Here is a 16,200-nt window from a genome sequence, read left to right as displayed (position 1 = left end):
AATATTAATTTGGTTAAAATGACCAAGGTGTAGCAATTTTAAAACACGCTCTAGAGCATTTCCAAATGGGTATAAGAGTATAAATAAAATTGAAATAAGCGTGTGCAGAATTATTAGAAATTTTGCATACGCTTATTTTATGGTGTTAGAAAAGAAGTAACGGTCTAAAACATGAGCTAACTATGTCGATATGTAACATATTAGTTATAAATAAAAATAATTATAATTTTTAATCACTGTAAGACTATAGACATTGGTTGCTTTATGAATTATAATATATATGCTGTCGACTCTTTCCAGCAGGAAGGAGGTGCATCTATGGAGTACATAGTTGCTTTTATAATATCAGTATTTGCTAGTATAGCAGGATATTATGTATGCAAATGGATTGAAAAGAACAAGAAAGACAGCTAACAAAAAATCCCCACGGACTAGCCTCCGTGGGGATTCGTGCATCTAGAGTACATAGATACTTTGTATGCCTCTATAATATAACACTATGCAAAGAATGTCAATGCATTTTTTCCGCCTAATATGCTTTCTCATATCCGTTTCCGGATACCTGCCTTCGATCAGAAAGGCGGCGTATGTTCCATCTGCAGCCACAAAAATATTAAAATAATACTATAAGATAGTACACCTTCCTTAAGATAATGCAATTTTTGAAAGCATTCGATAACGCTATAATGAGATTGTAACAAAATAAGCACGGAAAAGGAGAATGTTATGGGGAAGAAAAGAAAACGAAATTTGGCGACGAAGGTATTGGCAGTTGCAGTAGCGGTTTCTATGCTGCCAGGCAGTGCGATGACAGCGTTTGCTGGGACCGGTACGGAATCAGAACCGGCAGCATTGGCAATTGGGCATCCGACATTTAAGAACACGGAAAGCTTAGCGGATGTATACAATTTGGGAGGCGTAACATATGATTCAAAGGACATGATGAAGGAGCTCTACCAACAGGATTTGAATAACGGTGGAGATTCATTTTACATGGACCGTATTCTGGGGCGTTATGGAGTGGCAAATGGAAATGCAGGCAACAATGGAGACGACGATGGCAATACCTTTATGACCAGAGGCCGGGCACTTTATATGTACACCAGTAATCCAGCCGTCATTGGTTTCGGAGGAAAAACCAGCTATGGATGCAGTTCATCCGGCAGTTCTCTGGGCGGCGATATGTATGCGATTACTTTTTCGGATGAATCCGGCGCATTGAGCAGTAAGGAAGTGACGAGCAACCGTGTAAACTACCCCAGTAACTGGGTTAGCCAGTATCAGATAGGTTCCCTGACGGCAGATGTGGAGAAGTTCATCAGCAATGAAAATGTTGCGGTAACTACGGTTCATCTGACCAATACAGAGGGATCTGACAAAACCATTAAGGTTAATGTAAATTCAAACTTTGTAAGCAGCCGCGATGAAGTGTCGGTGGGAGGAGAAACCCAGAAGGAACTTACCGGATCGATGAATTCAACCGCTGACTTAACAAAGATCACTACCCGTTTATCAGGTAATGAATTTGAGTATGTAGAAGGCTCCAATAAGTCTATGGTGAAAACAGTCACCATTCCGGCAGGACAAACAGTAGAAGTTAAGGTTGTTATGGCTTTTACAACAGAAGAACTTCCACAGTCCACAGCAGATTACGTACGTTTTCTGGAACTGGATGGTACAAGCGCATTAAAAGCACAGAAGGCAGAGTACAATGAGTACTGGGCGGAAAACCTTCCATACATAGACGTACCAAACAAAGCAGTTCAGAAAGCAATTGATTATCGTTGGTGGCTGGAACGTTTTAATACGATGGATGCCAATATCCCAGGATATGATTTCCAGTATCCGGTTACGGTAGAAGGTGTATTAGGCTATAACAATGCAATTGCATTAACACAGCCAATGCATTTACAGGATACAAAGTGGTTAAGAAACGCGTACCTGCCCCTCGGACAGTTATTATCCGTAGGTAACAGCTCCCAGAGCAGCGCATTCCTGGACAACCCCGGAAACCGTTCAAACTGGAATAACCACTATGGACAGTATATCGCAGATGCGGGATTAGAAGCATTCAACGTAATTGGCGGCGGTGCAGAGCTTGCGGAAAATCTGGCATACTATTTTGAACATGATGCCAAGGGACAGATTGAGCATTACGGCAATCACACAAGTGCAACCACTCCGGAAAATTATCTGATTGATTACCAGAATAATTACATGACAGGAAACGATGCAGATACCATTTCCATGCATGTAAAAGGAATTGGAAACTGGAAGACACATGGAGAAAATGCATATGTATATGCAGCTGCACAATCTGCTTCTGACCTCTATGGATTATTAGGAAATATTGAAAAATCAGAGGAAATGAAAACTCTGGCTGAAAATATCCAAAGCGACATTCTGGAGTACCTGTGGTGCGACCAGTGCCAGAAATTTGAGACACGTGCAGTGAGTCCTAGCAGCTCATTTGTCTCCCATAATCCGGATAAACCAAATCTGGTAGAATTGACAGAATCCAACAACTACAATTATTTTTCTGTTGGAGCAGTTCCCACAGATGAAGCATCCATTGCAAAATACAAAGAAGCACTGAAGACCTTTACCAATGGAGACGACTTCCCGATTTTCCCGTATTATACGGCAAATCAGGTACACAATAAGCAGCTTCCGGGTTCTAATAACTTCTCGAACATTAACTTTACCGTTCAGGCAAGGGCATATGAAGCAGCACTTCGTACCTATGACGTAGAACAGGAATATGTAACAGATGATATGCTAGCCCTTATGGTTGAGTGGTGTGCATGGAATATGTACCCCAACGGCGGCGATATCCGGTATCCAAATAATAACGAATTTTTCAATATTGATAATAAGACATTAGATACCTATTACCGTTCCTGGATTTATCACAATATCCTTGGTAACTATACCTATCTCTTTATTGAAGATATGGCAGGTGTACAGCCGCGTTCCGATGAAAAACTGGAACTGGATCCAATCGACTTCAGTTATGACCATTTCATGGTAAACAATATTCGTTATCATGGCAAAGACATTACCATCAGCTGGGATAAACCGGATGGAAATAAATATTACGGCGACAATGTACCGGAAGGTTTTGCAGTATGGATTGACGGCGAATCTGCATTTGTATTAAATGATCTGGTTCACGTAGTATATGATGCTAAAACAGGTGAACTGGAATTCCCGGAAAATGAAAAAACCACTGTAGTTTCAAAAGCTTCTGTTTCCCAGATACCGGCAGCAATGGATGTTGCTATAACAGACGAAAATGTTGTAGAAATGCTGAAGAAATCCGGTATCAATGGTTTGACAAATGAAGCAGAAGGTGCAAGTGTAACAGCATCTTATACACCGGATAAAGCAAGAGCTGCTGCATGGGCAGAAAAGCACCGCGCAGATGGCAGTGACACCACATCAAAGGCAGTGAACGAGACAGCTCCCGACCCCCAGGCAGTAACCGATGGAATGACCGTTAATATGCCATTCTGGGGAAATGACCAGAGTCCTAATGCAACGGATTCCCTGGTTATTGATCTGGGCGGACAGAAGACTATCGATATGATGGATATTTATTTCTACAATGACCGTCAAAGCGGCGGTTATTCGGAGCCAACCAAATACACGCTGGAATACTGGGATGGCAGTGCGTGGAAACATGCAGAAAACCAGAACAGAACCCCTGCAATTCCTCGTGCAAATTACAATGAAGATAAATTTAAAGAAGTTACCACCGATAAGGTGAGAGTAACGGTAACAAATCAGCCGGGACGTTATACGGCAGTTACGGAAGTTCAGTTATTTAAAGAGGGCGGAGATCGTCCGGCAGTAGAAAATCAGGCACCGGATGTAACGGTGAAGGTAAATACAGAAAAGCTGGAGAATATGAAAGCATCTCTGACGGCACAGTGTACAGATGACGGATTGCCATATGACAAGACACTTACTTATAAATGGGAAGTGATTGAAAAACCAACCGGCACTGCATCCGCTTATTTAAGCGACGAAAAAGCATTAAATACTTCTTTAATCGGTTCTGAAGAAGGAACTTATAAAGTAAGATTTACAGCAGATGACGGGGAAAAACAAACAGTAAAAGAACTGTCTGTAGAGATTAAAAAGGCAGATACACAGGCTGATATAGATGTTGCACCGTCAGCTGTGGCAAGTTCAGATTATACAGCGAGCTGGGAAAAACTGGACGGAATTAATAATACGGCATTTGAGCCTACGAAATCTGCTGGCGGTACAGGCAAAGGATGGGGCAACTGGGGTGTATCAGGCGGAACAGGATCTACACACTGGGTTCAGTATACATGGAAAGAGCCTGTGAATATCTATAAGAATGATATTTACTGGTATGATGATAACGGCGGTACCCGTGTGCCATCTTCTATTCAGATGCAATACAAAAATGATGCTGGCGAATGGGTAGATGCAAATGTGACCACCGATTTCCAGACTGCAAATAAGAAGAATAAGTACAACGCCATCGAAATGATTCCGGTAACCACAACTGCACTGCGTATGAACATGAAGCTTTCCGCAGCAGGAACCGGTATATACCGTTGGAAAGTATACAGCACACCGGTAGAAGAAATCCTTCCGGTATTCAAGGGAACAAAGACCGGAACGATTCCGGAAATGCCAAAAGATATCCTGGCAAAAACTTCTTTCAGTGAGCTGAGAAGCGTAAAAATACTCTGGGATGCCATTACCCAGGATCAGGTAGCAGCAGACGGACAGTTTACGATCAATGGTGTAAATGAAGAAACCGGTAAATTTGTAACGGCAACTATTACAGCAAGATCAGATATGGATAAAGCAACCATTACAACCGTAGACGATACTATTGTAAATACACTGATAGGAAATCTGCCATTCATGCCTCAGAGCGTTATGGTACTTTACAACAACGGTGTAAAGGATAATGTCAGTGTAAATGTAACATGGCCTCAGATTACACCGGATCAGGTTGCAGCAGAAGGAACATTTACGATTCAAGGCGATGTTGAAGGAACAACCACAAAAGCAAAGATGACAGTAAATGTAATTGGAACCTCAGTAGATACAACAAAGCTGTCAGAAGCACTGACTAAGGCAAAAGAATATACAGCTAAGGATTATACAGCAGAATCATTTAAGAAATTAACCGATGCAGTTACAGCAGCGGAAGAACTCTTAAAGGACAGCAGTGCAACACAGACCCAGATTAACAAGGCACTGGATGATTTGAATACAGCAGTTTCTGGATTAGTAGGATTAAAGACAGAGCTGGAAAAGACTCTGAAAGAAGCAAAAACGTTTGATCCTGCAAAATATACGGAAGCAAGCTATGCAGTTCTCGGCAAGGCAATGACAGATGCAGAAGCAATTATAAAAGCAGAAGATGCTACAGAAGCACAGGTAAATACAGCAACAGAAGCATTAAAGAACGCAATGGCACAGCTGGATAAGATTGTAAATGCAGAACTAATATTACATTATACCTTCGATAAACAGAATGATATTACCCAGATTAAGGATGACTCCGCAAGTAATTACACGGTAGCAGTTCCAAAACTGGAAGATATTGATTTTGTAAATGGAAAGAGCGGCGATGCACTGAAATTTGACGGAGAAGATACTTCATTTGAAATCCCGGCAGGTGCAAATCTCGCTTCTAAGGATATTACAATCTCCTACTGGTTTAAGCGTACAGGAGAATTGAAAGGAAATAACTCCCTGATATGGGCGAAAGATGAAGCTTCCTACAATGGTAAAGGATTCTATACCAATTATCCGGTAGGGGATGGTTATTCTTCCTTCTTCGTACTGGATGGATTTAATGCATTCTATGTGGCACAAAATCCGAATGATTTCCTTCCATTAAATGAGTGGACCCATATTGCAGTAACCTGGGATTCAGACAGCAAGACAGGTAAGATCTATAAAAACGGACAGGAACAGAAGGTTACCACGTTGGGAGATCCACAGACAATTACCGGATCAGAGGCAGCAGTTAACCGTGTTGGTAAGAATGGTTACAGCAATGATGTTCAGTACCCGAATAATCTGGAGCTGGATGATCTGAGAATCTACAACGGAGCAATAAACAGCGAAAAGGTTAACGAGCTTTATACCGAGTTTGACAATAATGTAGACAAGACTGTATTACTGAAAGCACTGGAAACAGCAGAAGCTTATATCCCGGATGGATACACAGCAGAGAGCTATGCAGTACTGGAAGCAGCGATTGCTGAAGCAAGGGCTGTCTTCGAAGATGGAAATGCAGATCAGGACGCAGTAGATGAGCAGATTGGCAAGCTTGAAGAAGCAATTGCCCAGCTGAAAAGCATTTTAGCTGATCTCACACAGCTACAGTCCCTGTATAACTCCATTTCTCAGATGGATATGAGCGTTTACACAGAAGCAAGCGCAGAGGTTTTGAAAAATGCACTGAAAAATGCAACAGCAGTTCTTGGAAAAGAAAACGCAACAAAAGTAGAAGCAGCAGAAGCAGAATCAGAATTACTGGTAGCACTTGCAGGACTTGAGAAAATAACAGAAGAGCCGGAGCCGGTAATTGATAAATCACTGGCAAAAGCATTGTACAGTGCGTACAAAGATCTGGACCTTTCCGGATATACCCAGGATAGTGCAGCGGCATTTACAGAAGCATTGGGCGGTCTGCAAACGGTAATCGGAAAAGAAAATGCAACACAGCAAGAAGTTGACAATTCCATAGCAAATCTTCTGTCAGCAGCAACTGCACTTGCAGGGAAGCAGGAAGATCCAGAGGAACCGGAAGTGCAGGTAGACTTCTCCGTACTCAGTGTACTTTATCATGCATATACAGGCATTGATACCGCTAAGTATACAAAAGAAAGCACCGATGCATTCCTGGCAGCACTTCAGGGTGCAGAAGAGGTACTGAATAACCAGGATGCAGACCAGGCAGCAGTTGACCAGGCGGCGTCAGCACTGGCGAAAGCAGCGACTGAATTGACAGTAGAACCGGTAAAACCAGAAGAACCGGAAGATCCGGATGAACCAGACGTTACTGCAGATACCACAACATTAAAGGTAATTTATGATGCATATGCAGGGCTTGATACCGGTAAATATACAGACAGCAGTGCAAAAGCTTTGAAAGATGCAGTGGCAGCGGCAGCAGCAGTTTTGAATAATGCCAATGCGACACAGGATCAGATTGACCAGGCAGCATCCAGACTGATGTCAGCGGCTGCAGCACTGGAAATGAAGCCTGCAGAGACTCCAAAACCGGTAGTACCTGCACTGAAAAAGGGACAGATCCTGACTTATAAAGGACTGCGGTACAAAGTAACCAATCCTGCAGCAGGAAAAGCAACTGTCATGGTAGTAGGAGCTTCCAGCAAGTCCGTGAAGAAGGTAACAGTACCATCTACAGTAACCTTAAAAGGAGTAAAATGCAAGGTTACAAAGATCGGACAGAAGGCATTTAAGAATTATACAAGGCTGCAGCAGATTACAATCGGTGCCTATGTAACAGCGATTGGGCAGCAGGCATTCTATGGAGACAGCAAACTGACATACATTTCAGTCAAGACGAAGGTATTGAAGAATGCATACAGCAAATCCCTGAAGGGCATTTCTCCAAAGGCAGTGATTGATGTTCCGAATTCCAAAGTAAGGGCATATAAGAAAGTGTTTAAGAACAGAGGACAGAAGAGCAGCGTAGTAATTAAGTAAATAGCAGTACCACAAGCCAGTGCCTCCCGGTGTAAATACGCCACTATATAGCACCCGCTATCCGCGCCAGCTGCACGTCTGTGAATCTAGCCGTAGCCCGCTACGCCGTCGATTCACAGACGCACAGATGACACGGATATCAGGCACTATATATCGACCGTATTTACACTGGGAGGCACTGCGTCCTTACGCTGGCTTGTGTTGTAGAAAATTAGGAAGCATGCACAATATGTAATTTTCTGTATCATAAAAAAAGTTGCACCCCTTAAATAGCAAGTGTAAAATGAAGGTATTTGAGTATTGCGGAAAGTGAGCCTGAACATGTTAAAGAAAATAATCGTACGATATAATAACTGGACCCTTGGAAGAAAACTGTTATTCGGGTTTTTGTTTGGCTCAATTATACCGATTCTGTCCATACAGTTAATTGGGTATTATGTGAATAAAAATATAGTGACAGAAAAAGTAGATCAGTTAATGGTCAGTAATCTGACCCAGATATCAGAGCGGGTACACTTAAATATGGAGACTTATTCCAGCCTTTTATACCAGCTGTACACGGATGAGCAGCTGACGGAAAGTATAAAAAGCCTGATGGATATTACGGATAATCAGAGAGCATTTGCATATAACAAGGCATACAACAGCCTGAAACAGTATAATAATGACAATCTGGGTATCCGGTGTATCAGTCTGGTATGTGCAGATGGCAGCTCAGTGGTAGCAGATTTTCAGACCGATTCCGCAATTGATAATCTATGGAGAGGCTATAAGGATCTGAGGACCACAAATCCCTATATCGACTGCATTGATGAACCCAGTATGGTAATTACCCCAACCATGAAATTTCAGGAAAATGGAACGGAAGGGTATTATTTCCATATGAGTAAACGGGTATTTGACTTTGACCACCTGGAGCAGGGAAGCATCGCAACCATTATTATGTCTATTGATGAACGGATACTGGCGGAAATCTGCAATAAGACGGAGGACAGTGCCAACCAGGAATTGTCCCAGCACAGCCTGAACTTCATACTGGATGAAAACAGGCAGGTAATCACTTACCCGGACGAGAGTTTCGTGACCCTGAAAATGAACCCCAGGCTGTCGGTAGCGGAATTTGTGAAAGTTACGGGATATCTGCGGGATAAAAATACGGCTGTTAACGAGTACAAAGACCCTCAGACAGGATGGGTATTCTACAATGTGTATGATAAAGATTATATGCTGAAAGATCTGGTGAACACCCAGAAAATCTTTCTGATTGTTGGCGCCTCCGCAGTTATATTTGTGACCTGCATCATCAGTTATACCGTATATATGTTAAACCGTTCCGTGCGTTCTGTATTAAAAGGAATCGGACAAGTACAGCAGGGTCATCTGGATGTGGTTATTCCGGAAGATACCGAGGATGAAATCGGCATTATTGCGCGAAACTTTAATACCATGACTGTAAAAGTAAAAGAACTGGTCACAACGGTAAAAGAGGCACAGAATAGTCAGAAAAATGCAGAAATCCGTGCACTGGAGGCACAGATCAACCCTCATTTCCTATATAACACCCTGGATTCCATTAACTGGATGGCGATTGAAAAGGGAGAGTATGAAATCAGTACGATGCTGAGAAACCTGGGTGTCATACTGCGTTACAGCGTAAATAAGAGTAATCAGCGGGTAACCATATGGGAAATGTCGGATTGGCTTCATAAATACATCAGCCTCCAGAAAATGAGGTTTAATGATGCATTTACCTATAGTCTGCAAATAGATAAGAATACGGAAAAAGTGAAAGTGTATAAGCTGCTGCTACAGCCATTTGTTGAAAACTCCATTATACATGGGTTTGACGGGATGATGGCAGGAGGCTTATTGAGAATTGAATGTTCACTCTCAGATGACGGGAAGGGGGTTGTATTTATTATAGAGGATAATGGAGTGGGCATGCCGGAAAGTAAGGTACAGGAGTTTAATGACCCGAAAAGGGCAATTATTGATGATGGAAGGAGTATCGGACTCAATAATGCATTCTCAAGAATGTATATGTATTATGGAAATAAAGCCAGCTGGACGATCAGCAGCTTAAAAGGCCTGGGAACGGTCATCACCCTGCGCCTGCCGGTTATTGATGAAATGAGGAAGGATAATGAGGATATTAATAGTTGAAGATGAGGTAAAGATCAGAGTTGGAATATCAAAACTGATCTCATCTCAGAGCGGTCACACAATTGTTGGAGAAGCAAAAAACGGAATGGAGGGATATGAGATGGCAATCCGGCTTCGTCCGGAGCTGATTATAACCGACATCCGTATGCCTGTCATGAATGGGCTGGAAATGCTGACAAAGATTCAGGAAGATAAAGTAGCCTGCCACAGTGTCATTCTCAGCGGATATTCAGAATTTGAATACGCTAAGAAAGCAATCACGCTGGGGGCGGATGACTATCTGCTAAAGCCCATTGCAGCGGAAGACGTAAAAGAGGTGCTGGAAAGGATTGAAGAAAAACTGGATCTGGAAAAAAGGCAGATTGAGGGAACACCTCAGGGATATATCCGGGATATTATTCTGGGCAGCCTGGCGGAAACAAGGGAAAACTACCAGCGGCTTGCCGATATAGGCAGTTTGGACCTGGATTCCCCCTGTTATCTTTATGCAGGCTATCTGGGAAATGCAGAACCTGCATATGTGGAATTTTGCAAGACCCAGCTTGAGGAGATGAAAGAGAAGTACAGCAAGGACCGCATTTATATGGTATTTATTGAAAGTACGCAGGAATATGTGTGTGTCATTCAGAGCGGAAGTCCGATGGAAGGATGGAATAAACGGATTAGCCACAGAGTGTATTTAAAGAATGTAAGAGAGGGACAGGCAGTGTGGACAGCCGAAAGCATCCCTGCTCTCACACAGCTACGCAGCCAGGTAAACGAACTGCGGGAGGTTTATACGTTCGCAATGGCATTGGGATATACACATTTGCTGACAAAAAGGGAGATCAGCCTGTTTTCACCGGAAGAATTTACTTATCCGGTCTTTTTGGAAAACAGGATCAAAGTATCTGTATGCAAGGGAGATAGTGAGGAGTTAACAAGCTGTGGAGATAAATTCCGTTCATATATGAGGGATCAGAAATGTGTACCTTATCATATTCGGCAAGGGTATATGAAAATGGTAAACTACATTTTGAATATTTCCCAGGAGGTTGCAGAGGAGGGCTATCGCCTGATACAGGAGCAGAATCCTATCAAAACTCTCGGTAATGCCATTACCTTATCGGAACTGGAGACCTGTTTCCAAAAGATTATTCAGATCCTGTCAAAGACGGTAAATAAAAAAGAGGACATCCGTAATTATACGGTAAACAGAGCAATCAGTTACATACGGGAACATTACATGGAAGTAATATCCCTGGAGGAAATGGCCAGGCGTCTGGACATCACTCCGGAGTACCTCAGTACTTTATTTAATAAAGAGGTGGGGATTAATTTTTCAACCTTTCTAAAGAAATTTCGTATCAGCCAGGCGAAACGGCTGCTGAAAGGAAGTGAGCTCAAGATCTATGAAGTGGCAAATGAAGTTGGATATGGTGACCCGAAGTATTTTAACAGGGTTTTTCGGGAAGAGGTCGGAGTCTCGCCAGGGGATTACAGGCAGTCTTAAAAAAGGACGAAAGGCCTGCAGTTATTTCCTCGTTTTGCTGATGGCAGTCCAGATAGCGGGCTGTGGGAACCAGGAAAGTGACGGACAGGAGGAAAGCAAGGCAAGGGAGGATCTGGTTTTGTGGTCTTATTATGAAACGGATGCCCAGAGAAGCGGTCTGGATAATCTGGTAGATGGGTTTAACCAGTCCCAGAGCCAGTATCGTGCGTCCTGGAAGTATGTCCCCATGACCGATTTTGACAAACAGCTTTCCCGCTCTTATACGGAGCAGAGTCTGCCGGATATGGTACTTATTGATAATCCCGATATGCCGGTCTTTATCCGCCTGGGCGTATTTGAGGATATCACACAGCAGATAGAATCCTGGAATCTGGAAGAAGAATACTATAAGGCGGCGGTGGAAACTGTAAGCCTGGATGGAAGATACTATGGTATTCCCTTTATCTGCAACAACCTGGGATTAATTTATAATGAGGAGATGCTAAAAGAAGCCGGGGTGGATCCGCCGGGTACCTGGGAGGAATTAAAGGCTGCGGCGAAAGAGCTCACATCAGGGCAGCGCAAAGGATTTTTAATGTCTGCCGTTGACTCGGAACAGGGCGCATTCCAGATTCTGCCATGGATTTTATCAGCCGGAGAAAATCCGGATCAAATCGGAGGTGAGAAGACAAAGGAGGCTTTTGAATTTTTAGAAAGCATGGTGGAGGATGGGAGCATGTCTAATGAATGCATTAACTTGACCCAGATCGATGTTGCCAGAAAATTCATAGCAGGAGAAGCGGCTATGATTGAAAACGGACCTTGGATATTGTCCATGCTTCAGGAAGCGGGCATCTCTTATGGCATCACCAAGCTTCCGGTGAACCGGGTAAGCAGTATGATTACCGGCGGTGAAAATATTGGTTTTATTAAAGGAAAAAATGTAGAAGGCTCCCTGAAATTTTTCCAGTACTGTATGAATGGGGAGGTTATGGAGTCCTTCTGCATAAAGACAGGGTCTCTGCCTGCGAAAATAAAAAAAGCAAAAAAGGTGGTTAAGAAAGACGAACAGATGCGGGTCTTTGAAGAACAGATGGAAAAAGCAGTTGCAAGAACTTCCATACCATCTTGGTCTGCTATCTCCAAGCAGATTCCGAAAAGCTTTTATCAGATGGTGTCAAAGGAGAAAACTCCGGAGGAAGCGGTTGAAATGCTGCCGGAAAATTAATCTAAGGATTATCCACCATTATTAAAATATTAGAATTAATCTTTATGGGAACCTCTCTTATAATGTACTTACCAGGAAAGATACCAGTACTGCATTATACAAATAATTCAGCAATACACTTCGGCTATCCGCACCAGAGAATCCAAAATATTCTTTGATGCAGCCCGCTGCACCTGCAGAATATTTTGAATCCTCTGATACGAATATCCTGTGTGTATTACTAAATTATTAGGGCAATGCAGTACTGGAGTCAAATAAAAAGGAGGTTTTATCATGAAACTAAAGAAACTTACGGCAATGGCTCTTGCAGCAACAATGGTTTGTACAATGACAGCAGGATGTGGAGGCGGATCATCTTCCGGTACCACAGAGGCAGCAAAAAGTGAAACAACGAAGACGACTGAGGCTGCCACAGCAGGAACAGACGCAGCCAAAGAAACCGAAGCAGCGGAAACAAAGGCAGAGACACAGGCGGAAACTGCTGCAGCTCCTACCGGTGAAACGAAAGAAGTTGTAATCTGGGATTATTTTGAAACAGATGCCCAGAAGGAAATGATGCAGGCTTTGATTGATGGATTTAATTCATCCCAGAGTGAGTTTACGGCAACTCATACATATGTGCCGTTTGCAGACTACCAAAAACAGCTTACACTTGGACTTGCTTCCGGTGAATTGCCGGATCTGGTAATCATGGACGGATGCAGCATGGCTTCTTTCATACAGCTGGGACTTATGGCGGATGTATCCGATGCCTCAATCGCATGGGATGATTACCTGAAGGGACCAATGGAATCCACAATGATGGATGGCAAACACTATGGTATTCCTTTTGCAACAAACTGTACCGCATTATTCTATAACAAAGATTTATTTGATGCAGCAGGCGTGTCTTATCCCGATGAAAACACCACATGGGATGATTTCAAAGATATGGCATCGAAGTTAACAAAGGACGGCGTAACCGGATTTGGTAATGCAGCAGTAGGAACAGATGAAGGAACATTCCAGTGTCTGCAGTGGCTGTATACGGCTGGCGGTACTTATACCGACATTAAAGGCGGCGTAAAGGCTTACGATTTAATGAAAGAAATGATCGATGCAGGTTCCTGGACAAAAGAGTGTGTTAACTGGACACAGTCTGATGTTAATAACAACTTTATGGCTGGAAATATCGCAATGCAGCAGAATGGACCATGGCAGATTCCTGGTATCGAAAAAGATGCTCCAGACTTAAACTATGGCGTAACCGTATTACCGAAATATGATAAAGATTCAACTCAGGCAACATCAATCCTCGGCGGTGAAAACATGGGTGTTGTGAAAAAAGACGATACCGCAGGCGCAGTTGCTTTCATGAAATATTATGATCAGAATGAAGTTATGATCGAAGCAATGAAGAAATATGGCTCCTTCCCTCCAAAAACGGAAGCAGCACAGGATTCTTACTGGACAGATGATCCGATTCAGGCAGCATTTATTACGCAGCTTGAGACTTCAATCCCAAGAGGACCATCCGCATCCTGGCCATCATATTCATCTGCAATCCAGAATGGATTCCAGGAAGTTATGACAGGTGCTAAGACTCCTGAGCAGGCAGCAGACAGTACACAGGCTGCTGTAGACGCAGTAAAATAAAACATTGGGACTGTTGGACAGAGCGCTATAAACGCTCTGGAGCAAAAGGCGATATAAGACTTGCTTCCGACAGTCCCTTTTTAAAAGATATGAGGAGGGATTAACGTGAGACATGGTAAAAAAAAGACACCGGCTTACCTGGGAGTTATATTTGCACTCCCCGCATTAATTTATATGATGGTTCTGATTGGATATCCAATGGTAAAGAACCTGTTGCTGAGCTTTAAAAATGTGGACGTTTATACATTTGCAGATACGGCCTCCCAGAGTTTTGTGGGACTGCAGAATTATGTTGATTTATTCAGCGGAGCCGATTCTATTTTAATGAAATCAATCGGAAATACATTAACTTTTACACTGGCTTCTATCATTTTTCAGTTTGTAATTGGATTTGGACTCGCACTATTGTTTAATAAGAAATTTCCGGGCTGCTCCTTCTTCCGTGGAGTAACCATGATATCCTGGCTGCTGCCGGTAACGGTAGCAGGTCTTTTGTTTAAATTTATGTTCCAGTTAAATGGCGGAATTATCAATCAGTTCCTCACCTCGGTAGGTATTTTGGATAAACCCATTGAATGGCTTTTGAATGGAAATACCGCTATGGTGGCAATTGTAGTAGCTAATATCTGGATCGGTATCCCCTTTAACATGATGCTGATTCTTACCGGATTAACGACTATTCCAACCGAAATTTACGAGAGTGCCAGTTTGGACGGTGCTTCCAAACGGCAGACCTTATTCCATATAACCGTTCCCATGATTAAACCGGCAATTATGTCCGTGCTTACATTGGGCTTTGTATACACGTTCAAGGTATTTGACCTTGTATGGGTAATGACAAAAGGAGGGCCTGTAAATGCAACGGAACTGGTATCCACTTATGCATACCGGCTGTCCTTTGAAGAGTTTCAGTTTAGTAAGGGTGCGGCAGCATCGAATATCCTGTTCTTAATCTTGCTGTTTGTAGGATTTTTCTACATCAGGACCATTGATGATGACGAGGTGATGTAACATGAAAAAAGAGACGAAAAATAAGATCATTTTATTGATAATCGGAGCAATTGTATTTGTGATATTTATATTTCCCCTGTACTGGATGTTGGTTACTGCATTGAAATCACAGGTAGAAATTTTCCAGATACCAACGCCCCTATGGCCGAAAGAGCTGACTTTTGAAGCATTCCAGAAGCAGTTATCCGCTTCCAGTGATACCCTGAGAGGATTCAAGAACAGTGCAATCATTGGTTTCGGTGCAATGGCAATATCCACCATACTGGCAATTCCGGCGGCATACGGACTGGCGCGGTTTAAATTCAGGGGAAAGAAGATCATTATCCTGCTATTTCTAATTACACAGATGCTTCCTTCCACGTTAGTATTAACTTCTTTGTACATTATGTTTTCCAGTGCAAAAATTTTAAATACATACATGGCGCCGATCCTGGCAGATGCGACCCTTGGAATACCTTTTTCCGTTATTATCCTGAGAACCTATTTCCTTTCTATACCCAAGGAGCTGGATGAGGCAGCAAAAATAGACGGATGCGGACATCTCACAGCATTTGTGAAAATCATGCTTCCCATTGCAAAACCCGGCGTAGTGGTAGCAGCCGTATTCTCCTTTGTATATGCATGGGGCGATCTGATCTATGGAATTACCTTTATTACCGACCCGAATAAGAGACCGATCACATCCAGTATTTATAATTATGTACAGCAGTATCAGACCTTGTGGAACTCTACCATGGCATTTGGTATCATTGCAATTTTCCCGGTTATTTTAATCTTTATCTTTATGCAGAAATATATTGTCAGCGGACTCACAAATGGTGCGGTGAAGGCTTAGAGCGTGTTTGAAAATTCATTCCCGCCATCTGCACGCCCCACTTTGCGGCATATTTGCCCCGAATTCAGGTTACATAGCCCGCTATGCGCCCTTCATTCGGGACAAATCTCCCACAAACTG

At 42.8% G+C, this 16,200-nt stretch carries 9 protein-coding genes; 8 read left to right on the top strand and 1 reads right to left on the bottom strand.

Translation table 11 applies throughout. The features are described 5' to 3' along the window. Nucleotides 1–726: 726 nt before the first annotated feature. From ACH2DQ_RS27240 to ACH2DQ_RS27210, 7 genes are all read left to right on the top strand, one after another. Nucleotides 727–7,737 carry a LamG-like jellyroll fold domain-containing protein gene (locus ACH2DQ_RS27240; RefSeq protein WP_394910856.1) on the top strand — a complete coding sequence of 2,337 codons (7,011 nt, stop codon included), beginning with the start codon at nt 727–729 and terminating at the stop codon, nt 7,735–7,737. A gap of 321 nt (nt 7,738–8,058) precedes the next feature. Then, nucleotides 8,059–9,900, top strand: a complete 1,842-nt coding sequence (locus ACH2DQ_RS27235; protein WP_394910857.1) for a sensor histidine kinase — start codon at nt 8,059–8,061, stop codon at nt 9,898–9,900. Further along, nucleotides 9,881–11,392: a response regulator gene (locus ACH2DQ_RS27230; protein WP_394910858.1), complete on the top strand. Its 1,512-nt coding sequence runs from the start codon at nt 9,881–9,883 to the stop codon at nt 11,390–11,392. Before ACH2DQ_RS27235 ends, ACH2DQ_RS27230 begins: the two co-directional genes overlap by 20 nt. Next, nucleotides 11,292–12,599 carry an extracellular solute-binding protein gene (locus tag ACH2DQ_RS27225; protein ID WP_395028692.1) on the top strand — a complete coding sequence of 436 codons (1,308 nt, stop codon included), beginning with the start codon at nt 11,292–11,294 and terminating at the stop codon, nt 12,597–12,599. Before ACH2DQ_RS27230 ends, ACH2DQ_RS27225 begins: the two co-directional genes overlap by 101 nt. A 273-nt stretch (nt 12,600–12,872) precedes the next feature. Continuing rightward, nucleotides 12,873–14,234, top strand: coding sequence for an ABC transporter substrate-binding protein (locus ACH2DQ_RS27220; RefSeq protein WP_394910859.1), 1,362 nt, complete (start codon nt 12,873–12,875; stop codon nt 14,232–14,234). Between the two features lie 105 nt (nt 14,235–14,339). Then, the gene (locus ACH2DQ_RS27215) at nt 14,340–15,245 is read left to right on the top strand and encodes a carbohydrate ABC transporter permease (RefSeq protein WP_394910860.1); all 906 of its coding nucleotides are present in this window, start codon (nt 14,340–14,342) and stop codon (nt 15,243–15,245) included. 1 nt (nt 15,246) lies between these two features. Beyond that, nucleotides 15,247–16,080, top strand: a complete 834-nt coding sequence (locus tag ACH2DQ_RS27210; protein WP_394910861.1) for a carbohydrate ABC transporter permease — start codon at nt 15,247–15,249, stop codon at nt 16,078–16,080. Here ACH2DQ_RS27210 and ACH2DQ_RS27205 read toward each other — a convergent pair. After that, nucleotides 16,055–16,114 (bottom strand): hypothetical protein, encoded by a 60-nt coding sequence (locus ACH2DQ_RS27205; protein ID WP_395028694.1) that lies wholly within the window; start codon nt 16,112–16,114, stop codon nt 16,055–16,057. The genes ACH2DQ_RS27210 and ACH2DQ_RS27205 overlap by 26 nt on opposite strands. Between ACH2DQ_RS27205 and ACH2DQ_RS27200 the strand changes: the two genes are divergently transcribed. Further along, nucleotides 16,088–16,200, top strand: a 113-nt coding sequence (locus ACH2DQ_RS27200) for a DUF6783 domain-containing protein (RefSeq protein ID WP_395028693.1), incomplete at its 3' end; no start/stop codon positions are given. The two genes, ACH2DQ_RS27205 and ACH2DQ_RS27200, sit on opposite strands and share 27 nt — an antisense overlap.

Source organism: Robinsoniella sp. (assembly GCF_034124845.1).
This window is presented reverse-complemented; position numbering and strand designations above follow the sequence as displayed.

Coding starts and splice junctions, on each gene's coding strand:
- ACH2DQ_RS27240 (WP_394910856.1), top strand. CDS start 727: ATGGGGAAGAAAAGAAAACGAAATTTGGCGACGAAGGTATTGGCAGTT.
- ACH2DQ_RS27235 (WP_394910857.1), top strand. CDS start 8,059: ATGTTAAAGAAAATAATCGTACGATATAATAACTGGACCCTTGGAAGA.
- ACH2DQ_RS27230 (WP_394910858.1), top strand. CDS start 9,881: ATGAGGATATTAATAGTTGAAGATGAGGTAAAGATCAGAGTTGGAATA.
- ACH2DQ_RS27225 (WP_395028692.1), top strand. CDS start 11,292: ATGAAGTGGCAAATGAAGTTGGATATGGTGACCCGAAGTATTTTAACA.
- ACH2DQ_RS27220 (WP_394910859.1), top strand. CDS start 12,873: ATGAAACTAAAGAAACTTACGGCAATGGCTCTTGCAGCAACAATGGTT.
- ACH2DQ_RS27210 (WP_394910861.1), top strand. CDS start 15,247: ATGAAAAAAGAGACGAAAAATAAGATCATTTTATTGATAATCGGAGCA.